Source organism: Pseudomonas sp. M47T1 (assembly GCF_000263855.1).
Lineage (GTDB): Bacteria > Pseudomonadota > Gammaproteobacteria > Pseudomonadales > Pseudomonadaceae > Aquipseudomonas.
On the sequence record NZ_AJWX01000006.1, the window covers coordinates 119,709 to 143,186 of the forward strand.

17 protein-coding genes are annotated in these 23,478 nt (G+C 61.7%); 14 read left to right on the forward strand and 3 right to left on the reverse strand.

The window, feature by feature from the left end:
- Window positions 1-57: 57 nt before the first annotated feature.
- Window positions 58-2,490 (reverse strand): penicillin-binding protein 1A, encoded by a 2,433-nt coding sequence (locus tag PMM47T1_RS09445; protein WP_008368025.1) that lies wholly within the window; start codon window positions 2,488-2,490, stop codon window positions 58-60.
- Window positions 2,491-2,671: 181 nt separating this feature from the next.
- On the opposite strand from PMM47T1_RS09445, the gene PMM47T1_RS09450 reads away from it, so the two are divergent.
- The 12 genes from PMM47T1_RS09450 to PMM47T1_RS09505 all read left to right on the forward strand — a co-directional run bounded on the left by PMM47T1_RS09450 (window position 2,672) and on the right by PMM47T1_RS09505 (window position 19,221).
- Window positions 2,672-3,736 carry a pilus assembly protein PilM gene (locus PMM47T1_RS09450; protein WP_008368026.1) on the forward strand — a complete coding sequence of 355 codons (1,065 nt, stop codon included), beginning with the start codon at window positions 2,672-2,674 and terminating at the stop codon, window positions 3,734-3,736.
- Window positions 3,736-4,311: a PilN domain-containing protein gene (locus PMM47T1_RS09455; RefSeq protein ID WP_008368028.1), complete on the forward strand. Its 576-nt coding sequence runs from the start codon at window positions 3,736-3,738 to the stop codon at window positions 4,309-4,311. The genes PMM47T1_RS09450 and PMM47T1_RS09455 overlap by 1 nt, the downstream gene beginning before the upstream one ends.
- The gene (gene pilO / locus PMM47T1_RS09460) at window positions 4,308-4,976 is read left to right on the forward strand and encodes a type 4a pilus biogenesis protein PilO (RefSeq protein ID WP_008368030.1); all 669 of its coding nucleotides are present in this window, start codon (window positions 4,308-4,310) and stop codon (window positions 4,974-4,976) included. Before PMM47T1_RS09455 ends, pilO begins: the two co-directional genes overlap by 4 nt.
- Complete coding sequence (pilP, locus tag PMM47T1_RS09465; RefSeq protein ID WP_008368032.1) at window positions 4,973-5,497, forward strand: type 4a pilus biogenesis lipoprotein PilP; 525 nt, start codon at window positions 4,973-4,975, stop codon at window positions 5,495-5,497. The genes pilO and pilP overlap by 4 nt, the downstream gene beginning before the upstream one ends.
- Before the next feature lie 35 nt (window positions 5,498-5,532).
- Complete coding sequence (gene pilQ, locus PMM47T1_RS09470) at window positions 5,533-7,611, forward strand: type IV pilus secretin PilQ (RefSeq protein ID WP_008368034.1); 2,079 nt, start codon at window positions 5,533-5,535, stop codon at window positions 7,609-7,611.
- Between the two features lie 4 nt (window positions 7,612-7,615).
- On the forward strand, window positions 7,616-8,134 hold the full coding sequence (gene aroK, locus PMM47T1_RS09475; protein WP_008368036.1) for a shikimate kinase AroK: 519 nt from the start codon (window positions 7,616-7,618) through the stop codon (window positions 8,132-8,134).
- Window positions 8,135-8,265: 131 nt separating this feature from the next.
- Window positions 8,266-9,363 (forward strand): 3-dehydroquinate synthase, encoded by a 1,098-nt coding sequence (gene aroB, locus PMM47T1_RS09480; RefSeq protein WP_008368039.1) that lies wholly within the window; start codon window positions 8,266-8,268, stop codon window positions 9,361-9,363.
- A 15-nt stretch (window positions 9,364-9,378) separates the two neighbouring features.
- A complete protein-coding gene (locus PMM47T1_RS09485; RefSeq protein ID WP_008368041.1) occupies window positions 9,379-10,992 on the forward strand; it encodes an SPOR domain-containing protein in 1,614 nt (537 codons plus the stop codon).
- Window positions 10,993-11,389: 397 nt separating this feature from the next.
- Window positions 11,390-15,838, forward strand: a complete 4,449-nt coding sequence (gene gltB, locus PMM47T1_RS09490; RefSeq protein ID WP_008368043.1) for a glutamate synthase large subunit — start codon at window positions 11,390-11,392, stop codon at window positions 15,836-15,838.
- Window positions 15,839-15,956: 118 nt separating this feature from the next.
- Entirely contained in the window at window positions 15,957-17,375 is a 1,419-nt protein-coding gene (locus PMM47T1_RS09495) for an FAD-dependent oxidoreductase (RefSeq protein ID WP_008368046.1), read from the forward strand.
- Between the two features lie 135 nt (window positions 17,376-17,510).
- Entirely contained in the window at window positions 17,511-18,575 is a 1,065-nt protein-coding gene (gene hemE / locus PMM47T1_RS09500) for a uroporphyrinogen decarboxylase (protein WP_008368049.1), read from the forward strand.
- A 136-nt stretch (window positions 18,576-18,711) separates the two neighbouring features.
- Entirely contained in the window at window positions 18,712-19,221 is a 510-nt protein-coding gene (locus PMM47T1_RS09505; protein ID WP_008368052.1) for a cytochrome b, read from the forward strand.
- A gap of 18 nt (window positions 19,222-19,239) precedes the next feature.
- On the opposite strand, the gene PMM47T1_RS09510 is transcribed toward PMM47T1_RS09505, so the two are convergent.
- On the reverse strand, window positions 19,240-19,515 hold the full coding sequence (locus PMM47T1_RS09510; RefSeq protein ID WP_008368054.1) for a hypothetical protein: 276 nt from the start codon (window positions 19,513-19,515) through the stop codon (window positions 19,240-19,242).
- 803 nt (window positions 19,516-20,318) lie between these two features.
- On the opposite strand from PMM47T1_RS09510, the gene PMM47T1_RS29015 reads away from it, so the two are divergent.
- Window positions 20,319-20,912: a hypothetical protein gene (locus PMM47T1_RS29015; protein WP_238536610.1), complete on the forward strand. Its 594-nt coding sequence runs from the start codon at window positions 20,319-20,321 to the stop codon at window positions 20,910-20,912.
- 243 nt (window positions 20,913-21,155) lie between these two features.
- On the opposite strand, the gene PMM47T1_RS09515 is transcribed toward PMM47T1_RS29015, so the two are convergent.
- Window positions 21,156-22,427: an MFS transporter gene (locus PMM47T1_RS09515; RefSeq protein WP_008368058.1), complete on the reverse strand. Its 1,272-nt coding sequence runs from the start codon at window positions 22,425-22,427 to the stop codon at window positions 21,156-21,158.
- Window positions 22,428-22,546: 119 nt separating this feature from the next.
- On the opposite strand from PMM47T1_RS09515, the gene PMM47T1_RS09520 reads away from it, so the two are divergent.
- A complete protein-coding gene (locus PMM47T1_RS09520) occupies window positions 22,547-23,440 on the forward strand; it encodes a LysR family transcriptional regulator (RefSeq protein WP_008368061.1) in 894 nt (297 codons plus the stop codon).
- Window positions 23,441-23,478 lie beyond the last annotated feature (38 nt).

A 23,478-nucleotide genomic window follows, 5' to 3' on the forward strand; every position in this document is an offset into this window, starting at 1 on the left:
ACACCGCAGCGTTTGTGACGCAGCCTGCGGCAGCTACGAAATCCCGGGGTGCCTACATCAGAACAGGTCGATTGGCGCCGACTCGTCCGCTGGCAGCGGGCTGCCTGGGGCGCTGCCGTTGCCCAGTTCATTGACCGATGGCGGCGTGTCTTCGCTTTTGAACAGTTCGAAGTAGGCGTTCGGCGTGCTCGGCGATGCCGCGCGGCCGCTGACCGGGTCCACGCGCAGGCTGACGATGCCTTCGGGCTCTGCCTGGGTGTGGGGCGGCTTGTCCTTCAGCGCGGCGCCCATGTAGTCCATCCAGATAGGCAGGGCCACGGTGCCACCGAACTCGCGACGGCCCAGGGTTTCCGGCTGGTCGAAACCGGTCCACACGGTGGTCATGTAGTCGGCGTTGTAGCCCGAGAACCAGGCGTCCTTGGAGTCGTTGGTGGTGCCTGTCTTGCCCGCCAGGTCGCTACGGCCAAGGGCCATGGCGCGACGGCCGGTGCCTTTCTTGATCACGTCCTCGAGCATGCTGTTGAGGATGAACGTGGTGCGACCGTCAACCACACGGGTAGCCACCGCCGGTGCCTGGGTCAGGGCCGGGCTGCTGGCGTCGGTGATCAGTGATTTTTCGGGTGCGGCCACGCCAGGTGCCGTAGCGGCAGCCGAAGTGTCGGCCGGCACGCTTGGCGGGTTGGCGACGAACAGGGTGTCGCCGTTACGGCTTTCGATCTTCTGGATCAGGTACGGCGAGATCTTGTAGCCGCCGTTGGCGAAGGTGCTCCAGCCGGTAGCGATCTCGATCGGCGTCAGGGTGGCGGTACCCAGGGCCAGCGACAGGTTGGGCGGCAAGTCCTGCTTGTTGAAGCCAAAGCGGGTGATGTAGTCGATGGTCGGGTTCACGCCCATCGCCTGCAACACGCGGATCGACACCAGGTTGCGCGACTTGTACAGCGCTTCCCGCAGGCGGATGGGGCCCAGGAAGGTGTTGGTGTCGTTCTTCGGCCGCCACACGTTGTCCAGGTTGGCGTCGGCAAACACGATGGGGGCGTCGTTCACCAGGCTGGCCGGGGTGTAGCCGTTGTCCAGGGCTGCGCAATAGATGAACGGCTTGAAGCTGGAGCCCGGCTGACGCTTGGCCTGCACGGCGCGGTTGTAGTTGCTCTGCTCGAATGCGAAGCCGCCCACCAGGGCGCGGATGGCGCCGTTTTGCGGGTCAAGCGACACCAGCGCGCTTTGCACGGTGGGTACCTGGCTGAACTTCAGCGTGCCATCGGGCTGCGGCTGCACGCGGATCAGGTCGCCCACCTGGGCCACATCCGAAGGCTGCGACGGTGCGCGGCCCAGGCTGTTGGTATTAAGGAAGGGGCGCGCCCACTTCATGGAGTCCCAGCCCACGTGCTGCTGTTCGCCGCTGCGGTTCAGCACGCTCAGGCCGGCCTTGTCCACCTGGGTGACAATTACAGGCTCCAGGCCGTTGAGCGGACGCTGCTTGGCCAGTTCCTGCAGCCATGCGTCGCGGGTCTTGCCCGGCAGGCGCGACTCGGGGCCACGGTAGCCGTGGCGCTGGTCGTATTCGATCAGGCCGGCGGAAACGGCGGCGTTGGCATCCTCCTGAAGGTTGCTGGGCACCGTGGTGGTTACGCGGAAGCCTTCGGTGTAGGCATCGCTGCCATAGCGGCCAACCATTTCGGCGCGGGCCATCTCGGCGATCCACGGCGCGTTCACTTCCGGGGTGGGCACGTGGTAGCTGGCGTTGATCGGCTCGGCCAGGGCTACCTGGTACTCGTCCTCGGTGATCTTGCCCAGCTTGTACATGCGGCCCAGGATCCAGTCGCGGCGCTCCTTGGCGCGTACCGGGTTGGCCAGCGGGTTGAAGCGCGAAGGTGCCTTGGGCAGGCCCGCGATCATGGCCATCTGCGCCAGGCTGATGTCGCGGATCGACTTGCCGTAGTACACCTGCGCGGCGGCGTCGATGCCGTAGGCGCGGTTGCCCAGGTAGATCTTGTTCACGTACAGCTCGAGGATTTCATCCTTGGTGAGCTGGCGTTCGATTTGCAGGGCAAGAAGAATCTCGGTGGCCTTGCGAGAGAAGCTACGCTCACTGCTCAGGAAGTAGTTTTTCGCCACCTGCATGGTGATGGTGCTACCGCCCGTCTGAATGTGGCCGCTGCTGAACAGTTGGCCGGCTGCGCGCATCAGGCTGCTGGGGTCGACGCCGTAGTGATTGGCGAAATTGTCGTCTTCTGCCGACAGCAGCGCCTGAATGAAATGAGGCGGGATTTCGGCGAATTTGATGGGAGAACGGCGCATCTCGCCGAATTCGGCAATCAGCTTGTTGTCGCTGCTGTAGACCCGCAGGGGGATCTGCAACTGCACGCTCTTCAGGGCATCAACAGACGGCAGGCTGGGGCTAAGATACAGGTACGCACCGCTCAGACCGAGCAGCAGGCCACAGAAAATAGCGACGAAGGACCACCAGAAAAACTTCAGCAGGCGTATCAAGGCTTTTGGATTTCCAGATAAAAGAATGGGTTACGCGCAAGGCACGGCGGCAAGGGCAAAGTGCTGGGCATTATAAGCATTTTTCGACACAGAGCGTTATTTGCGCTTCTGTCAAGACTGCTATTAAATGCTGAGCACTATAAGTGGTCCGTAAGTCACGGATAATGATAGGGAATCGGGCGTGCTTGGACTCTTCGGCAAGAAAGCTAATTCGCTTCTGGGGATCGACATCAGCTCGACATCGGTAAAGCTTCTGGAGCTCAGTCGCTCCGGCAACCGGTACAGGGTTGAAGCCTACGCGGTGGAGCCACTCCCGGCCAACGCGGTGGTTGAAAAAAATATCGCGGAACTGGAGGGCGTCGGCCAGGCACTCGCACGCGTGCTGATCAAGGCTCGCACCAGCGCCAAGACGGCCGCAGTGGCGGTTGCCGGCTCCGCCGTGATCACCAAGACCATCGAAATGGACGCTGCACTTTCCGAAGACGAAATGGAAAACCAGCTCAAGGTCGAGGCTGATCAATACATTCCCTATCCCCTTGAAGAAGTAGCCATCGACTTCGAGGTACAGGGCATTTCAGCGCGCAACCCCGAGCGGGTGGACGTGCTGCTGGCGGCTTGCCGCAAGGAAAACGTCGAAGTGCGCGAGGCGGCCCTGGCCCTGGCCGGCCTCGGTGCGCGCGTAGTCGACGTCGAGGCCTATGCCCTGGAACGTGCGTTCGGCCTGCTGGAGCCCACCCTGATGGACGGCGACGGCCCGCTGACCGTGGCGGTGGTGGATATCGGCGCCACCATGACCACGCTCAGCGTGCTGCATAACGGCCGCATCATCTATACCCGCGAACAGCTGTTTGGCGGCCGTCAGCTCACCGAGGAAATCCAGCGCCGCTACGGCTTGTCCATGGAAGAAGCCGGCCTTGCCAAGAAACAGGGTGGCCTGCCCGATGATTACGTGATGGAAGTGCTGCAGCCCTTCAAGGACGCCGTTGTGCAGCAAGTGTCGCGGTCCCTGCAGTTCTTCTTTGCCGCTGGCCAGCACAACGATGTGGACTACATCCTGCTGGCGGGCGGCACCGCGTCCATTTCCGGGCTGGACCAGCTTATCCAGCAGCGTCTCGGCACCCCGGCCATGGTTGCCAACCCCTTTGCCGACATGGCCCTGAGCAGCAAGGTCAACGCCGGTGCGCTGGCCAGTGACGCGCCAGCGCTGATGATTGCCTGTGGCCTGGCGTTGAGGAGCTTCGACTGATGGCGCGCATCAACCTGCTGCCGTGGCGCGAACAACTGCGCGAAGAGCGCAAGAAACGCTTCCTGCTGGCCCTGGCCGGTGTGGTAGTGGGAGGCATCGGCATTATCCTGCTGGCCGACCAGTACTACAGCCACGCCATCGACCAGCAGAACGCACGTAACGCCTACGTGCAGACCCAGATTGCCGCCCTGGACGAGCGCATCAAGCAGATCTCCGAGCTCAAGGCGCGGCGCAAGCAGCTCATCGAACGGATGAAGATCATTCAGGACCTGCAGTCCAACCGCCCCATCATCGGCCACCTGTTCGACCAACTGGCGCGGACCTTGCCCGATGGCGTGTATTTCACTGACGTGAAGATGACCGACAAGATCATTGCGGTCTCAGGCTCTGCCGAATCGAACAATCGTGTATCGGACCTGATGCGAAACATGGAAGCCTCCGCCTGGTTGGCAGCGCCAAGCCTTACCGAGGTCAAGGCCAAGCAGGGTACCGACCCGCAACAGGCGCAGCAGAGCAACAATTTCCAGCTATCGGTACGCCAGACCGTGCCTGGCACCGAGGAGAATCCGAAATGAATTTCTCCGAATGGCTGGAAGGCCTGCGCCAGATCAAGCTCAGTGAGCTGGACATCAACAACCTGGGCAGCTGGCCGGCGGCGATCAAGACCATTGCCGGGGTATTGCTGATGGTGTTGATCCTGGCCCTTGGCTACAACTTCCACATCAGCGACCTGGGCGACGAGCTGGACCGAGCCCGCGCCCAGGAACAGACCCTGAAGGATCAGTACGCCACCAAGGCGTTCCAGGCGGCGAACCTGGAGGCCTATACCCAGCAGATGAAGGACATGGAAATTTCCTTCGGGGCCATGCTGCGCCAGTTGCCCAGTGACACCGAAGTGCCTGGCCTGCTGGAAGACATCACTCGCACGGGACTGGGCAGTGGCCTGGAGTTCGAAGAGATCAAGCTGTTGCCGGAAGTCACCCAGCAGTTCTACGTGGAACTACCTATCCAGATCACCGTGACCGGCAACTACCACGACTTGGGTACCTTCGTCAGCGGCGTGTCCAGCCTGCCGCGCATCGTTACGCTGCATGATTTCGAGGTTAAACCGGTGGTTGACGGCAACACGACGCTGCTGCGCATGAATATCCTGGCCAAGACCTACCGCTATCACGACAGCGACAAAGGCAAGGGGCCGGGTGCCGCCGGGCAGGCCCAGGACAAAGGGGCCGCCAAATGAGGGCACTGTGCAGCCTTGTGCTGATCGCGTTCATGGCCTTGCTGTCCGGTTGCGGCAATGATGACTTCGCCGACCTCAAGGCCTATATGGCCGAAGTCAAGGCGCGCCCCAAGGGTGCCATCGAGCCCATTCCCAAGTTCGCCCCCTACGAGCCTTTCACGTATCAGGCGTCGGCGCTGCGCAGCCCCTTCCAGCCGCCGGTGAAGGTTGACCTGGCGCACCGCCAGAAGGGCGCCAAGCAGGTCAAGCCGGATCCCACCCGGGTCAAGCAGTTCCTGGAAGGCTTCAATATCGAACAGTTTGAAATGGTCGGCACGTTGGCCAACGACACCGGCAAGTTCGCGCTGATGCGCGGCGCCGGTGGGGTCTACCGAATGAAGGTGGGTGATTATCTGGGCCGTAACGAAGGGCGAATCGTGTCGATAACCGACTCGCAGGTCGACATCGTCGAGATAGTCCCCGATGGCGAAGGCGGTTGGCTGGAACGGCCGCGCTCCATCACTTTGAAAGAACGCTCATAACGGGCCTGGTCACGCACGCATAGTGGAACTCGATAATGAATAGGATGCTTTCAGCCCTTGGTCTCTCGCTATGGATGGCGTTGCTTTCGCCTGCCTTGATGGCGGCCACCCTGAAAACACTGGATGTAGCGGCGTTGCCAGGGGATCGGGTGGAGCTCAAGCTGACGTTCGACACCCCGGTGCCGGCGCCTCGTGGCTATACCACTGACCAGCCCGCGCGCATTGCCCTGGACCTGCCGGGCGTGAGCAACGGCCTGGCCACCAAGACCCGTGACCTGGGGGTGGGTAACGCCCGCAGCGTGACGGTGGTCGAGGCCAAGGACCGCACCCGGCTGATCATCAACCTCACCAACCTGGCGCCCTATGGCACGCGGGTGGAAGGCAACAACCTGTACGTGATGATCGGCCAGGGTGCCAACAGCCTGGTGGGCGGCAATGCACCGGCCACGGCCGCAGTTGCCGGCGCCGCGCCGCGTGCAGCCGTGGCCAGCGCTGCGCCGTCGCGCCCGGTCTACGCGCAAGCGGCGGGGCGTGCCATCCGCAACGTCGATTTCCAGCGCGGCGAGCAGGGTGAAGGCAATGTGGTCGTCGACCTGAGCGACCCGTCCATCAGCCCCGACATTCAGGAACAGGGCAACAAGATCGTCCTGACCTTCCCCAAGACCCAACTGCCTGACCCCTTGCGCGTGCGCCTGGACGTGAAGGACTTTGCCACGCCGGTGCAGTTCGTCAACTCCACGGCCTCCGCCGATACCGCCACCGTGACCATCGAGCCGGGCGGTACCTTCGACTACTCGGTGTTCCAGACCGACAACAAGCTCACCGTCAGCGTGCGCCAGGTTACAGCCGAGGACATTGCCCGCAAGAACGCGGACCGCTTTGTCTACACCGGGCAAAAGCTGTCGCTGAACTTCCAGGACATCGACGTGCGCTCGGTGCTGCAACTGATCGCCGACTTCACCAACCTCAACCTGGTGGCCAGTGACACGGTTCAGGGCGGCATCACCCTGCGCCTGCAGAACGTGCCATGGGACCAGGCGCTGGACCTGGTGCTCAAGACCAAGAACCTGGACAAGCGCAAGGTCGGCAACGTGCTGCTGGTAGCGCCGGCGGCGGAAATTGCCGCCCGCGAGCGCCAGGAGCTGGAATCGCAGAAACAGATCGAAGAGCTGGCGCCGCTGCGCCGCGAGCTGTTGCAGGTCAACTACGCCAAGGCTTCCGACATTGCCAAGCTGTTCCAGTCGGTGACCAATTCCAAGACCAAGACGGACGAACGTGGCTCCATCACCGTCGACGACCGTACCAACAATATTATTGCCTACCAAACCCAGGACCGTCTCGACGAGCTGCGCCGTATCGTTGCCCAGCTGGACATACCGGTACGCCAGGTAATGATCGAGGCGCGTATCGTCGAAGCCAACGTCAACTACGACAAGAGTTTGGGCGTGAGCTGGAGCGGCGCGACGAACGGTTCGGGCAGCAACCGCTGGACGGTTTCGGGTACCCAGACCACCAGCACCAACACCTTTGTTGACCTGGGTGCCACCAGTGCCACCTCCGGCATCGGCCTGGGCTATGTGTCCAACAACCTCACCCTGGACCTGCAGCTCAGCGCCATGGAGGCCACCGGCAACGGTGAGGTGGTGTCCCAGCCCAAGGTGGTGACCTCGGACAAGGAAACCGCGCGCATCATCAAGGGCACCGAGGTGCCGTACCAGGAGTCGTCGTCCAGCGGCGCCACGTCGGTGGCGTTCAAGGAGGCTTCGCTGTCGCTGGAGGTGACCCCGCAGATCACGCCCGACAACCGCATCATCATGGACGTGAAGGTCAACAAGGATGAGCCCGACTACGCCAACGAGCTCAACGATGTGCCGCCCATCAAGAAGAACGAGGTGAAAGCCAAGGTCCTCGTCAATGATGGCGAAACAGTGGTAATTGGCGGTGTTTTCTCCAATACGCAAACTAAAACGACGAGCAAGGTGCCCTTTTTGGGTGATGTGCCGTATCTTGGCCGCCTGTTTCGATCGGATACCGTGTCTGAGGCAAAAACCGAGCTGCTGGTGTTCCTCACTCCGCGTATCATGAATAACCAGGCGATTGCTGTGAGTCGTTGATTCTGTGCGAAATTTGATACTTGTTGGGCCAATGGGTGCCGGTAAGAGCACCATTGGCCGATTGCTGGCCAAAGAGCTCCGGTTGCCGTTCAAGGATTCCGACAAGGAAATTGAACTGCGCACCGGCGCGAACATTCCCTGGATATTCGATCAGGAAGGCGAAGCCGGTTTCCGTGACCGCGAGCAGGCCATGCTGGCCGAGCTGTGCGGCCATGACGGGCTGGTGCTGGCCACAGGTGGCGGCGCGGTCATGCGCGGTGAAAACCGCGTGGCCCTGCATGCCGGTGGTCGGGTGGTGTACCTGCATGCCTCGGTAGAGCAGCAGGTAGGCCGTACGGCCCGCGACCGCAACCGTCCGCTGCTGCGCACTGCCGACCCGGCGGGCACGCTGCGCGCGTTGCTGGCCGTGCGCGACCCGCTTTACCGCGAGATCGCCGACCTGATCGTGGAAACCGACGAGCGGCCGCCGCGCATGGTGGTGCTGGACATTCTCGAGCGCCTGGCGCAGTTGCCACCACGCTGACGCAATCGTCATTGAGCATGGACGCAAATAGGCTATTCTCGGCATCCCCCATGGCTTGCCAGCCAGGGGGCATGTCGACAAATAATAAATACTGAGACAGGGCGACGGGCCCGGCTTCATTGTGGGGAAACATGCAGACAATCAAGGTCGAACTGGGTGAGCGCAGCTACCCGATCTACATTGGCGAAGGCCTGCTGGGCCAGCCTGAACTGCTGGCACCGCACATTGCTGGCCGACAAGTGGCCATTGTCACCAACGAGACCGTCGGTCCCCTTTACCTGGAACAACTGAGCCGCGCCTTGGGTGCCTACTCGGTGATGTCGGTGGCGCTGCCTGACGGCGAAGCCCACAAAAACTGGGAAACCCTGCAGACCATCTTCGATGCGCTGCTGACCGCCCGTCATGACCGCCGTACCACGGTGATTGCCCTGGGCGGCGGCGTGGTCGGCGACATGGCCGGTTTTGCCGCCGCCTGCTACCAGCGCGGTGTCGATTTCATCCAGGTGCCTACCACGCTGCTGTCCCAGGTCGATTCGTCGGTGGGCGGCAAGACCGGCATCAATCACCCGCTGGGCAAGAACATGGTTGGCGCGTTCTACCAGCCCAACGCCGTGCTGATCGATACCGCCAGCCTCAAAACCCTGCCACCGCGCGAGCTGTCGGCCGGCCTGGCGGAAGTGATCAAGTACGGGCTGATCTGCGACGAGCCGTTCCTGGGCTGGCTGGAAGACAACATGGACGCCCTGCGCGCCCTGGACCAGGCCGCCCTCACGCATGCCATCAAGCGCTCGTGCGAGGCCAAGGCCGAAGTGGTGAATGCCGACGAGCGGGAAACCGGCGTGCGCGCCACCCTCAACCTGGGCCACACCTTTGGCCATGCCATTGAAACCCAGATGGGCTATGGTGTGTGGCTGCATGGCGAAGCCGTGGCAGCTGGCACGGTGATGGCTCTGGAAATGTCCATGCGCCTGGGCTGGATCAGCCAGCAGGCTCGTGATCGCGGCATTCGCCTGATGCAGCGCGCAGGTTTGCCGGTGGTGCCGCCGGCCGACATGACCCCTGAACAGTTTCTCCAGCACATGGCCGTTGACAAGAAAGTCATCGATGGCCGTATGCGCCTGGTGTTGTTGCGCCACCTCGGTGAAGCCGTGGTGACCGACGATTATCCGACTGAAGTTCTACAAGCCACGCTGGCGGCGGATTACCGCGCCATCGCGGCTTCGCTTTGAGGTTAAGAGAGTTCGATGACACTGCACGCCGATGAGGCCTTTCTGGGCCACTACCAACTGGACCATGACCCCTTTGCGGCCCGTGTGCCGGGCTTCAAGTTTTTCCCTGCCCAGCGCAAGCCGGTGCTGGGGCAGTTGCACCACCTGGCGCGCTACAGCCAGCTGTTGCTGGTAGTAACCGGCCCTGAAGGCAGCGGCAAGACCCTGCTGCGCCAGGCGCTGGTGGCCAGCACCAACAAGCAGTCGGTGCAGAGCGTGGTGGTTTCGGCGCGTGGCGCCGGTGACGTGACCAGCGTGCTGGCCCAGGTGGCGCAGGCGCTCAACGTTGCCAAGGCCGACACCCAGAACATTCTGGCACAGGTGGTGCAGCTTGCTCTCACCGGCCAGGAGGTCTACCTGCTGGTGGACGATGCGGAACAACTTGACGAATCCGCACTCGAAGCCCTGCTAACGTTGGCAGCCGGTACGCCGGAAGGTCGCCCGCACGTGTTCCTGTTCGGCGAAGTGTCGGTAATCGACGGGCTGGAGCACCTGAGCGGCGAGCAGGAGCTGTTCCACGTTATCGAGCTGCAACCGTATAGCGTCGAGGAAACCCGCGAATACCTGGCCCAGCGACTGGAAGGGGCAGGGCAGGGGATCCAACTGTTTACCAATGACCAGATTTCCGACATTCACGAAAACTCAGAAGGCTGGCCAGGCGCAATCAACCAGGTCGCCCGTGATGCAATGATCGAGGCCATGATCGCTAGCCGCTCGGCGGTTAAGCGTCCATCTATGGGGTTCAAAATGCCGAAAAAACACGTACTGGCACTGACCGGGGTTGTCGTCATCGCCGTGGCAGCGGCGGCATTGCTGCCGGGCCGCAAGACGGCCAACGCACCCACCGCGCCCGCCACCGAGCAAGCGCAGCTGCCATTGGGCCAGGGCACGCCAGGCAATGCCCAGCCGAACCAGGATGGCAGCAACGCCGCCATTGAGTTCGCCGGCAATTCCAAGCCCATGCCATTGCCGCTGGTCGGCCAATCGCAACCTGTGATGCGCGGCCCGCTGGCCGAGGCCGCCGGTGCAGGCGAGGGCGACGAAGGTACGCCGATTGCCAACGGTTCCACCCCGCCACCTACGGTGACCACGTCCGCGCCGCCACCTGGCGTGCCGGCAGGCCCTGCCGCCACACCTGTGCCGGTCCCTGCGCCGGCACCGGTTGCCGCCGCTCATCCAGCCCCAGCTCCTGCCCCAGCGCCGGTGCACAAGGCGCCGGTACAGGTGGCCAGCGTCGCCAAGCCAGAGCACAAGGCCGTTGAGAAGAAAGCCGAGCCAGTGGCTGCCGCCAAACCTGCCGTAGGCAGTGGCTGGTACAAGGGCCAGGCCGCCGGCAACTACGTGGTGCAGATCCTGGGCACCAGCAACGAAGCCACCGCGCAGAACTACGTGAAAGAGCAGGGCGGCGAGTACCGCTACTTCAAGAAAACCCTGCAAGGCAAGCCGCTTTACGTCATCACCTACGGCAGCTTCCCAAGCCGCGATGCAGCCGTTGCCGCCATCAAGAACTTGCCAGCGAAGGTCCAGGCTGGTAAACCTTGGCCTAGAAGTGTCGCCAGCGTCCAACAAGACCTGGCATCGACGCGCTGAATGCCTCCAGGTTGCAGCCCGATAGCGGTTGCAGCCTGGCCCGGTGGCACCACCCCGCCACCCTCGCTGAGCGTCTCCTGATACGACCCAAGCCTGCTGCGTAAAACGCGGCAGGCTTTTGTGTCCCAGACTGTCCATGGTTACCCCCCATTGCAGTCCAGGCTGATAAGCTTCAGACTCAAGCAACGTTGCTACCACAACCCTTTGCTTAAAACTTATAGAATTGCGACATGATTTTGCGCGGTATCGCCGCTCGAATTTGTGGGCGACCCTGTCGCTGTGTACAATGACCTCCCTTTTGCCCCTGCAAAGCTGGCGTACGTTCGGCGCGGTTGGTAAGCGGTTGAATTGAAAAGAAATTTGTCCCCTCAGGGGGCAGCCTGGTGAGAAAGTGTCTATGAAAACAGGTCTGTACCAACCCGATGAATTCAAGGACAACTGTGGCTTTGGGCTAATTGCCCATATGACTGGCGAGCCCAGTCACCACCTGTTGGAAACAGCCATCGAAGCGCTGACCTGCATGACCCACCGCGGTGGGATCAACGCGGATGGCAAGACCGGTGACGGTTGTGGCCTGCTGATGCAGAAGCCCGATCAGTTCCTGCGCGCCATCGCCCAGGAAACCTTCGGCGTCGAACTGCCAAAGCAATATGCCGTGGGCATGGTGTTCCTGAACAAGGACGACGCCCGCGCCGATGCTGCGCGCGAGAACATGAACCGCGAAATCCTGGCAGCCGGCCTGAACCTGATCGGCTGGCGCCAGGTGCCCATCGACACTAGCGTCCTGGGCCGCCTGGCCCTTGAGCGCCTGCCGAAAATCGAGCAGGTGTACATCGGCGGTGAAGGCCTGAGCGACCAGGAGTTCGCGATCAAGCTGTTCAGCGCCCGTCGTCGCTCGTCCGTGGCCAACGCCGCCGACACCGACCACTACATCTGCAGCTTTTCGCACAAGACCATCATCTACAAAGGCCTGATGATGCCGGCGGATTTCACCGCCTTCTTCCCGGACCTGAGCGACGAGCGCCTGAAGACTGCCATTGCGGTATTCCACCAGCGCTTCTCCACCAACACCCTGCCGAAGTGGCCACTGGCTCAGCCCTTCCGCTTCCTCGCCCACAACGGCGAGATCAACACCATCACCGGCAACCGCAACTGGGCCCAGGCCCGTCGCACCAAGTTCGCCAACGACCTGATTCCGGACCTGGAAGAGCTGGGCCCGCTGGTCAACCGCGTGGGTTCGGACTCCTCCAGCATGGACAACATGCTGGAACTGATGGTTACCGGCGGCATCGACCTGTTCCGTGGCGTGCGCATGCTGATTCCGCCAGCCTGGCAGAACGTGGAAACCATGGACCCCGACCTGCGGGCGTTCTATGAGTACAACTCCATGCACATGGAGCCGTGGGACGGCCCGGCCGGCGTAGTGCTGACCGAAGGGCGCCATGCTGTGTGCCTGCTGGACCGCAACGGCCTGCGCCCGGCGCGCTGGGTGACCACCAAGAACGGCTACATCACCCTGGCGTCGGAAATCGGCGTGTGGAACTACAAGCCTGAAGACGTCATTGCCAAGGGCCGCGTAGGCCCGGGCCAGATCTTTGCCGTGGACACCGAAACCGGCCAGATCCTGGACACCGACGCCATCGACAACCGCTTGAAGTCGCGTCACCCGTACAAGCAATGGCTGCGCAAGAGTGCCCTGCGCATCCAGGCCACCATGGAAGACAATGACCACGGTTCGGCTTTCTACAATGCCGAGCAGCTCAAGCAGTACATGAAGATGTACCAGGTTACGTTCGAAGAGCGTGACCAGGTGCTGCGCCCACTGGGCGAGCAGGGCTACGAGGCCGTGGGTTCCATGGGCGACGACACGCCAATGGCCGTGCTGAGCCAGCGCGTGCGTACCCCGTACGACTACTTCCGCCAGCAGTTCGCGCAGGTCACCAACCCGCCAATCGACCCGCTGCGCGAAGCGATCGTGATGTCGCTGGAAATCTGCCTGGGCGCCGAGCGCAACATCTTCCAGGAGTCGCCTGAGCACGCTTCGCGGGTTATCCTCAGCTCGCCGGTCATTTCCCCGGCCAAGTGGCGCTCGCTGATGAACCTGGACCTGCCAGGCTTCGAGCGGCAGATCATCGACCTGAACTACGACGAGAGCGTTGGCCTGGAAGCGGCCGTGCGCAACATCGCCGACCAGGCCGAAGAAGCCGTGCGCGCCGGTCACACCCAGATCGTGCTGAGCGACCGTCACATTGCCCCGGGCAAGCTGCCGGTTCACGCATCCCTGGCCACCGGCGCGGTGCACCACCGCCTGACCGAGAAAGGCCTGCGATGCGACAGCAACATCCTGGTCGAGACCGCCACTGCTCGCGACCCGCATCACTTCGCCGTGCTGATCGGCTTCGGCGCCTCGGCTGTCTACCCGTTCCTGGCCTACGAAGTGCTGGGCGACCTGATCCGTACCGGTGAAGTGCTGGGCGACCTCTACGAGGTGTTCAAGAACTACCGCAAGGGCATCACCAAGGGCCTGCTCAAGATCCTGTCGAAGATGGGCATCTCCACCGTGGCCTCGTACCGTGGTGCGCAGCTGTTCGAAGCCATTGGCCTGTCGGAAGAAGTGTGCAACCTGAGCTTCCGTGGCGTGCCAAGCCGCATCAAGGGCGCGCGTTTCGTCGACATCGAAGCCGAACAGAAGGCACTGGCCAATGAAGCCTGGAGCGCGCGCAAGCCAATCCAGCAAGGCGGCCTGCTGAAGTTCGTGCACGGTGGTGAATACCACGCCTACAACCCTGACGTGGTCAACACCCTGCAAGCCGCCGTGCAGCAGGGCGACTATGCCAAGTTCAAGGAATACACCGCGCTGGTGGACAACCGCCCGGTGTCGATGATCCGTGACCTGTTCAAGGTCAAGGAACTGGACACCCCGCTGGCCCTCGACGAGATCGAGCCGCTGCAAGCCATCCTGCAGCGTTTCGACTCGGCGGGTATCTCGCTGGGCGCGCTGTCGCCAGAAGCTCACGAAGCCCTGGCCGAGGCCATGAACCGCCTGGGCGCACGTTCCAACTCCGGCGAGGGCGGCGAAGACCCGGCCCGCTACGGCACCATCAAGAGCTCCAAGATCAAGCAAGTGGCTACCGGCCGTTTCGGTGTAACCCCCGAATACCTGGTCAACGCCGAAGTGCTGCAGATCAAGGTAGCCCAGGGCGCCAAGCCGGGCGAGGGCGGCCAGCTGCCAGGCGGCAAGGTCAACGGCCTGATCGCCAAGCTGCGCTATGCAGTGCCAGGCGTGACGCTGATCTCGCCACCGCCGCACCACGACATCTACTCCATCGAAGACTTGTCGCAGCTGATTTTCGACCTCAAGCAGGTCAACCCGGCTGCCCTGGTCTCGGTGAAACTGGTGGCGGAAGCCGGCGTGGGTACCATCGCCGCTGGCGTGGCCAAGGCCTACGCCGACCTGATCACCATTTCCGGCTATGACGGCGGTACCGGTGCTTCGCCGCTGACCTCCATCAAGTACGCGGGCGCACCGTGGGAGCTGGGCCTGGCCGAGACCCACCAGACCCTGCGCGGCAACGACCTGCGCGGCAAGGTGCGGGTACAGACCGACGGTGGCCTGAAAACCGGCCTGGACGTGATCAAGGCAGCCATCCTGGGCGCTGAAAGCTTCGGCTTCGGCACCGCGCCGATGATAGCCCTGGGCTGCAAATACCTGCGTATCTGCCACCTGAACAACTGCGCCACTGGTGTAGCCACTCAGAACGACAAGCTGCGCAAGGACCACTACATCGGCACCGTCGACATGGTCATCAATTTCTTCACCTACGTGGCAGAAGAGACCCGCGAGTGGCTGGCCAAGCTGGGCGTGCGCTCGCTGGGCGAACTGATCGGCCGTACTGACCTGCTGGAAGTGCTGGAAGGCCAGACCGCCAAGCAGAACCACCTGGACCTGACGCCGCTGCTGGGCAGCTCGCACATTCCGGCCGACAAGCCGCAATTCTGCGAAGTGGACCGCAACCCGCCGTTCGACAAGGGCCTGCTGGCCGAGCAAATGGTGGAATTGGCCAAAGGCGCCATCGCGGCCAAGTCCGGCGGCGACTACCGCCTGGACATCTGCAACTGCGACCGTTCCATCGGCGCACGTATCTCGGGTGAAATCGCCCGTGCTTACGGCAACCAGGGCATGGCCAACGCGCCGGTGACCTTCCGTTTCAACGGCACCGCCGGCCAGAGTTTTGGCGTGTGGAACGCCGGTGGTCTGAACATGTACCTGGAAGGCGACGCCAACGACTACGTGGGCAAGGGCATGACCGGCGGCAAGCTGGTGATCGTTCCGCCAAAAGGCAGCCCGTTCAAGACCCAGGACAGCGCCATCATCGGCAACACCTGCCTGTATGGCGCCACTGGCGGCAAACTGTTCGCCGCCGGTACCGCAGGCGAGCGTTTCGCCGTGCGTAACTCTGGTGCCCACACCGTGGTGGAAGGCACTGGCGATCACTGCTGCGAATACATGACCGGTGGTTTTGTCTGTGTACTGGGCAAGACCGGCTACAACTTCGGCTCCGGGATGACCGGTGGTTTCGCCTACGTGCTGGACCTGGACAACAGCTTCGTTGACCGCGTCAACCACGAACTGGTGGAAATCCAGCGCATCAGCGGCGAGGCGATGGAAGCCTACCGCAGCCACATTCAGCGCGTTCTGGCTGAGTACGTGGAAGAAACCGACAGCGAGTGGGGCCGTAACGTCTGGGAGAACCTGGACGACTACCTGCGTCGTTTCTGGTTGGTCAAGCCCAAGGCTGCGAGCCTGAAATCCCTGCTGACCAGCACCCGTGCCAACCCCCAGTAAAAGCAGCTGCAAGCTTTAAGCTGCAAGCTGCAAGCTGGGCAGTGTTGAGTGTTGCGGAACGTGATTGTCTTGCAGCTTGAAGCTTATGGCTTGAAGCTGCATTTAAGAGGTTTTAGAAATGGCTGAACGTCTGAATAATGACTTCCAGTTCATCGAGGTCGGGCGCAAGGATCCGAAGAAGAAACTGTTGCGTCAGCGCAAGAAAGAGTTCGTGGAAATCTACGAACCCTTCAAACCCCAGCAGTCGGCCGACCAGGCCCACCGCTGCCTGGGTTGCGGTAACCCGTACTGTGAATGGAAGTGCCCTGTGCACAACTTCATTCCCAACTGGCTGAAACTGGTGGCCGAGGGCAACATCCTCGCCGCCGCCGAGCTGTCGCACCAGACCAACACCCTGCCCGAAGTGTGTGGCCGGGTGTGCCCGCAAGACCGTCTGTGCGAGGGTGCCTGCACCCTTAACGACGGCTTCGGCGCGGTGACCATCGGTTCGGTGGAGAAGTACATCACCGACACCGCGTTCGCCATGGGCTGGCGCCCGGACATGTCCAAAGTCCAGCCAACCGGCAAGCGCGTCGCCATCATCGGCGCCGGCCCGGCCGGCCTTGGCTGCGCCGACGTGCTGGTGCGTGGCGGTGTGACCCCGGTGGTGTTCGACAAGAACCCGGAAATCGGTGGCCTGCTGACCTTCGGCATCCCCGAGTTCAAGCTGGAAAAGAGCGTGCTGAGCCATCGTCGCGAAGTCTTCACCGGCATGGGCATCGAGTTCCGGCTGAACACCGAGGTGGGCAAGGACGTCACCATGGAGCAACTGCTCGAAGAATACGATGCCGTATTCATGGGCATGGGCACCTACACCTACATGAAGGGCGGCTTCCCGGGCGAAGACCTGCCGGGCGTGCACGATGCGCTCGATTTCCTGATCGCCAACGTCAACCGCAACCTGGGCTTTGAAAAGTCGCCGGAAGATTTCGTCGACATGAAAGGCAAGAAGGTCGTGGTACTGGGCGGTGGCGACACGGCGATGGACTGCAACCGCACCTCCATCCGCCAGGGCGCCAAGGCGGTTACCTGTGCCTACCGCCGTGACGAAGCGAACATGCCGGGTTCGCGCAAAGAGGTGAAGAACGCCAAGGAAGAAGGCGTGAAATTCCTCTACAACCGCCAGCCTATCGCCATTGTTGGTGAAGACAAGGTTGAAGGCGTCAAGGTCGTCGAAACTCGCCTGGGCGAGCCCGATGCCCGTGGCCGTCGCAGCCCCGAGCCTATTCCGGGTTCCGAAGAGATCATCCCGGCAGATGCCGTGGTCATCGCGTTCGGTTTCCGCCCAAGCCCGGCGCCATGGTTCGAGCAGTTCAGCATCCAGACCGACAGCCAGGGCCGCGTTGTTGCGCCGGAACAAGGCAAGTTCAAGCACCAGACCAGCAACCCGAAGATCTTCGCCGGGGGCGACATGGTGCGCGGTTCCGACCTGGTGGTAACGGCCATCTTCGAAGGCCGCAACGCCGCCGAAGGGATCCTGGACTACCTGGAAGTGTGACCGCTGTAGCCGCTGCCGCCAGGCTGCGGCTACAGGGTGAGTCAAATCGCCCCAATAGATAAAAGGCACGGCGCACGCCGTGCCTTTTGCGTTCCAGTCTGGGAAAATGCCGGTACTTATCTGCCGGATGCGCCCATGACTGCCCTGAAGAACGACCGTTTCCTCCGTGCCCTGCTCAAGCAACCCGTCGACGTCACCCCCGTGTGGATGATGCGTCAGGCCGGTCGCTACCTGCCTGAATACCGCGCCAGCCGCGCCAAGGCCGGTGATTTCATGAGCCTGTGCATGAACCCGGCGTTCGCCTGCGAAGTCACCCTGCAGCCGCTTGAGCGTTACCCGCTCGACGCCGCCATCCTGTTTTCCGACATCCTCACCATCCCCGACGCCATGGGCCAAGGCCTGTACTTCGAGACTGGCGAAGGCCCACGCTTCAGGAAAGTGGTCAGCACCCTGGCCGACATCCAAGCGCTGCCCGTCCCCGATCCGCAAAAGGACCTGGGCTATGTGATGGACGCGGTCAGTACCATCCGCCGCGAGCTCAACGGCCGCGTGCCGCTGATCGGCTTCTCGGGCAGCCCCTGGACCCTGGCCACCTACATGGTTGAAGGCGGCTCCTCGAAAGACTTCCGCAAGACCAAGGCCATGCTCTACGACAACCCCCAGGCCATGCACCTGCTGCTGGACAAACTGGCCCAATCGGTCACCAGCTACCTCAATGGCCAGATCCTGGCCGGCGCCCAGGCGGTGCAGATCTTCGACACCTGGGGCGGCAACCTGTCGGCTGCGGCCTACCAGGAGTTCTCCCTGGCCTACATGAAGAAAATCGTCAGCGGCCTGATTCGCGAGCACGAAGGCCGCAAGGTGCCGGTCATCCTGTTTACCAAGAACGGCGGCCTGTGGCTGGAAAGCATCGCCGACGCCGGTGCCGACGCCCTGGGCCTGGACTGGACGTGCGATTTGGGCGAAGCCCGTCGCCGCGTGGGCAGCAAGGTGGCCCTGCAAGGCAACATGGACCCTACCGTGCTGTACGCCAAGCCCGAAGCCATCCGCGCCGAAGTGGCACGCATCCTGGCCAGCTACGGCAATGGCACCGGCCACGTGTTCAACCTGGGCCATGGCATCACGCCGGAAGTGGACCCGGAGCACGCCGGTGCGTTCATCAACGCGGTGCACGAGTTCTCGGCGCAGTACCACCAGTAAAGCGTTTCGCTTGAACCAAAAACGCCCGGCCCGTGCCGGGCGTTTTAGTACGCGGGTCATAAAAACTAATGATCAAGAAGTATTTTCATCCTCATTTGCGGTAGCATGCCGGTCTCGCAAGAAGGGTGGCCTAATCATGGCATCTACACACTACACTCCAGCCCAGCTAGCCCTGCACTGGCTGTCCGCGGCGTTCATCATCTGGGCGCTGGTGATGGGCTTTTCGGTAATGCTGCTCGACGTGACGCCCACGTTCAAGGCCACCATTGCCGGCGTCAACGTATCCCTGTCGATTCTGTTCATCCCCGTGTTCGCCGTGCGCACCTGGCTGCGCCTGCGCCACTTGCGCGACCACGGGCACCGGCCGGGCGAGCGGCTGGCGGGAGTTATCCACAACGTCATCTATGCCGTCACCGCCTTGGTTCTGGTGACGGGCGTGCTGATGATGGACCGGCCCATCCAGGTGTTTGGCTGGGTGACCCTGCCGCAGCCGATTACGGACCCGGTGTGGGACCATCGTTTCCATACCCTGCATGCCGGGTGCAATGGGTTGCTTGGGATGCTGGTGGCGCTGCATGTGCTGGCGGTGGTGAAGCATGAGGTGGTGGGCAAGCCGGTGTTGCGGCGGATGTGGGTGGCGCGCTGACAGGGTGTGCCGCCGCCGCTAGCGCAGCGCCTCCCCGGCATGGCTGCGCTGATCAAGGATGTACAGCGCCGCGCAGCCTGGCTCCAGTAGCAGATAGGCCGCCAGGGCAAAGTGGCTGAGGTCGGAATCCTCAGTGGCGTTGGCGTTCAGGCACGCCAGGCTCTTGAGCATGTTGTTGGCGGCGCGCATGCGCACGTCGGTGAACTCCAGCAGGTCGGCCATGGGGGCTTGGGCGTCGAGGTGGAGGATGGGGTGCGAGGTGAAGTTGCTGGCAACCGAAACGAAACGTGACATCGTAAAATTCCTTTTTGAGTGAATGGCGCCACTGTCCGCTGCTAAAACGAATCGGGTGGCAACTGCATGCGGGTTAGCAGACCGGTCACACTCATCCCGGCGCACCCACAGGTGCCCCGCACACAGTCGCCATAGAAGGTCTAAACGCTTCCAGTAAGCGAGCTGCGAAAGATAAATGTGATTTGGACTGCTAAATCCAAGCCGCAAAAAGCGCGACGCTGCGGACTATGCGGCTACGCTTCCCCCTCAACAACCCCACTTCCGGCCTTTGGGAAATGTCCTTCAAGACTTTCGGATTCTATAAAGATTTTGTAGGACCAACCCGCCTCCAAGCGTGAGCAGATGTAACCCCCCGCACTTTGTGAACGCCTGCTGCCGCAGGTTGCGCTGTTTTCAGTGCACGCGAAGGCACCCCCAGTCTGGCGGCAGCGGTGGGATGGATGGCATCGGCGAGCGGACGGGGGGGGGCAGAAACGAGAAGGCCCTGCAATGCAGGGCCATGACATACCTAGTCTCTTCACCGTTTCTTCAGCCCGGGAGTGGAGGTGCTAGGGCAGTAATGCAAGGCTACTGAGTCCCGTCAGGATAGTCAAACTCTCAAATAATTTGAAACAGCTTCACTCTAGCATTAGGCATAGCGTGCGTATGATTATTGTAATTATCAATATTGAAGCGCTTAGGAGTTTTGGTGGTCAATGGCATGGCAAATATTAGAAGCAAGGCTGTCAACGCCGAGGACGTCTCGGTATTTGAACTGTCATGATGGTGAGGTTGGCCATGCTGTTGAGGCATATACTCACAACATGAGACTGGCTGAATCTTTAGTGTGTATATTTCACGTGCTGGAAGTTGCTGTTCGGAACGGTATTCAGAAAGAAATGATCTTTGAGTATAAGCGCTCGAATTGGTACGAAGAGTGGGCAGATCTCGATATGCCGGCTTTTCAGGCGTTATACCGTAAAATTGGTGAGGCAAAACGGGATTTGGGACGTCGTCGTCGGAGTTTTGGTCACGATGATATCGTCGCAGAATTGAGTTTCGGATTTTGGACTACGCTGTTCAATCGTTCATCAATAACGCATATTTCCAAACCGCTGATGAGGGTGTTTCATTATTGTCCGAGTCACCGTCGTCGCCCTGATGTTATTCGATCTCGCTTAAATGCGGCTAGAACTTTTCGTAATCGTTGCTTCCATCACGAGCCGTTGCTGTGGAATCCACTACACGCTCTGCATGAGGATATTTTGGAATTAATTGGGTGGATTGACCCAGCATTGAGGAGGTGGACGGAGCAGCACGACCGATTCCCGTCGGTGGTCGGTGATTGGATGGCGTGGCGCGAAAAAAGATCTCAAGCAATGGGCGAGCGCCCCTCGGTTGCTCAGTCCAGACCTTGAAAATGGCAAAGGCGCCATACGCGCCTTTGCAATGAAGCCGGGCTGGTAGTCGCAGCACTCGCTTAGCACGTCCGAAGGTGATCTTCGAAAGGGGTCGAAAGCCAACCGATGTTGCCGGTTGCCGCTACCTCAAGGCCGGCGAGCCTTGCGCATCCGCAGTACTGAGTCGATATCGCCGTGACACCCAGTACCCCTGCTCTGTAAGAGCCCGAGGCCGAACCTTAGCAAGGGGGGCAGTACCGTTCAAGTGACTTTGCCCAACGGCGCCAACCTGGCCAACCGCGCCGCCACCATCAACGCCACCACCAACAACCCACCAATAAACACCCCAACCCCATTCCACCCTGCATAATTCCAGGCCACCCCACCCAAGGTGCCCGCCACGCTCGACCCCACGTAATAACTGAACAGGTACAGCGAAGAAGCCTGGCCCTTGGCCTTGGTCGCCCGCCGGCCAATCCAGCTGCTGGCCACCGAGTGGGCGCCGAAGAAGCCGAAGGTGAACATCAGCATGCCGACAATGATCACCGGCAACGGGCTGAGCAGGGTGGCCAGCAGGCCGGCGAACATCAGGGTGATGCTCATCCAGAACACTTTGCGGCGGCCGTGCTGGTCGGCCAGGGCGCCGACCTTGGCCGAGCTGTAGATGCCGGCCAGGTACACCACCGACAACAGGCCCACCAGGGCCTGGCTCATGTGGTATGGGCCGGCCAGCAGGCGGTAGCCGATGTAGTTGAACAGGGTGACGAAGGCGCCCATCAGCAGGAAGGCTTCCAGGAACAGCCACGGCAGGCCGGCGTCCTTGAAGTGCATGGTGAAGCCTTCCAGCAGGCCGCGCGGGTTCATTTTGCGCGGGCGGAAGTTACGCGACTCAGGCAGGATTTTCACGAACACCAGCGCCGCGATGAGCGCCAGGCCACCGATGACCATCATTGCCGTGTGCCAGCTGACGAAGTCGATCAGCACGCCGCTGATCAAGCGCCCACTCATGCCGCCAATGGCGTTGCCACCGATGTACAGGCCCATGGCCAGGCCGATGTGCTGCGGGTGAATCTCTTCGCTCAGGTAGGTCATGGCCACGGCGGCCAGGCCGCTCAGGGACAGGCCGGTCAGCGCGCGCATCACCAGCACGCCCTGCCAGGTGGGCATCATGGCGCTTGCCAGGGTACACAGGGCGGCGGCGAACAAGGCGAAGACCATCACCGGCTTGCGGCCGATGGCGTCGCTGATGGGGCCGGTAATCAGCAGCCCGATGGCCAGCATGCCGGTGGACACCGACAGGATCAGGCTGCTCTGGGCGGCGTTGATGGCGAACTCCTTGGACAGGATCGGCATCATCGGTTGTACGCAGTACAGCAACGCGAAGGTGGCGAATCCGCCGGAGAACAGCGCCAGCACGGTGCGCATGAACAGCGGCGTGCCTTTCTCGATGTAGGCTTCGCTCAGGTGCGAGGCAACGTCGGCAAGGGTGGTAGAGGGGATTTCCTGGTGCTGAGGTGCAGCGGCAGTTTTCACGCAAGGCCTCGGAAGGGCAATTGAAAGAGTCAGTACAAAAAGCTTATAGCGGGCTAATCATTCTTTCCAATATATTGTTCGACCTGTTTGATAGCTTTAACGACCTAATCGAGGCCGCCATGGAACTGCGACATTTGCGTTATTTCATTGCTGTGGCCGAAGAGCTGCATTTTGGCCGCGCCGCAGAGCTGCTGGGCATTTCCCAACCACCCTTGAGCCAGCAGATCCAGGCACTGGAACAAGAAGTGGGGGCTCGGTTGTTCGAGCGCACCAACCGTCGGGTGGCGCTGAGTGAGGCCGGGCGGCTGTTTCTGGAGGAAGCACGCCTGGTGTTGGCGCAAGTGGACAAGGCGGCGAATGTCGCCCGCCGCGCGCAGTTGGGTGAGCTGGGTGAAATGAAGATCGGCTTTACCTCGTCGGCGCCGTTCAATTGCGGTATTCCCAAGGCCATTTACGCGTTCCGCCAGGCCTTCCCGGCGGTGCACCTCAACCTTGAGGAAATGAGCAGCAAGGGCGTGGCCGACGCGCTGGTGGATGAAACCATCGAGGTGGGCCTGATTCGCCCGTTGCCGCTGCCCGACTCGCTGACGTGGGTGGAGCTGTTCAGCGAGCCGCTGGTGGCGGTGCTCAATGCTGACCATCCGCTGGCCCAGGGCAGCGACGCCGGGTTGTACATGCGTGAACTGGCCCAGGAACCCTTCGTGTTCTTCCCGCGCAGTTACGGCAGCGGCCTGTATGCCCAGTTGATCAGCCTGGCAACCCAGGCGGGGTTCAGCCCGCACTTCGCCCAGGAAGCCGGGGAGGCCATGACCATCATCGGCCTGGTGTCGGCCGGTCTGGGCGTTTCGGTATTGCCCGCCTCTTACCAGTCGATGCGCATCGACGGCGTGGTGTATCGCAAGCTGCTCGACCCGGAGGCCATCACCTCGGTATGGCTGGTGCAGCGCAAGGCTAACACCTCGGCCATGGCCAAGGCGTTCGTGGATATCGTCACGCGGCAGTCAAGTGTTTGAAAATGGTCGAAACGGTACGTTCAAGTTGTAGTCCCCCA

Coding starts and splice junctions, on each gene's coding strand:
- PMM47T1_RS09455 (WP_008368028.1), top strand. CDS start 3,736: ATGGCGCGCATCAACCTGCTGCCGTGGCGCGAACAACTGCGCGAAGAG.
- pilO (WP_008368030.1), top strand. CDS start 4,308: ATGAATTTCTCCGAATGGCTGGAAGGCCTGCGCCAGATCAAGCTCAGT.
- pilP (WP_008368032.1), top strand. CDS start 4,973: ATGAGGGCACTGTGCAGCCTTGTGCTGATCGCGTTCATGGCCTTGCTG.
- pilQ (WP_008368034.1), top strand. CDS start 5,533: ATGAATAGGATGCTTTCAGCCCTTGGTCTCTCGCTATGGATGGCGTTG.
- aroB (WP_008368039.1), top strand. CDS start 8,266: ATGCAGACAATCAAGGTCGAACTGGGTGAGCGCAGCTACCCGATCTAC.
- PMM47T1_RS09485 (WP_008368041.1), top strand. CDS start 9,379: ATGACACTGCACGCCGATGAGGCCTTTCTGGGCCACTACCAACTGGAC.
- gltB (WP_008368043.1), top strand. CDS start 11,390: ATGAAAACAGGTCTGTACCAACCCGATGAATTCAAGGACAACTGTGGC.
- PMM47T1_RS09495 (WP_008368046.1), top strand. CDS start 15,957: ATGGCTGAACGTCTGAATAATGACTTCCAGTTCATCGAGGTCGGGCGC.
- hemE (WP_008368049.1), top strand. CDS start 17,511: ATGACTGCCCTGAAGAACGACCGTTTCCTCCGTGCCCTGCTCAAGCAA.
- PMM47T1_RS09505 (WP_008368052.1), top strand. CDS start 18,712: ATGGCATCTACACACTACACTCCAGCCCAGCTAGCCCTGCACTGGCTG.
- PMM47T1_RS09510 (WP_008368054.1), bottom strand. CDS start 19,515: ATGTCACGTTTCGTTTCGGTTGCCAGCAACTTCACCTCGCACCCCATC.
- PMM47T1_RS29015 (WP_238536610.1), top strand. CDS start 20,319: ATGAGACTGGCTGAATCTTTAGTGTGTATATTTCACGTGCTGGAAGTT.
- PMM47T1_RS09520 (WP_008368061.1), top strand. CDS start 22,547: ATGGAACTGCGACATTTGCGTTATTTCATTGCTGTGGCCGAAGAGCTG.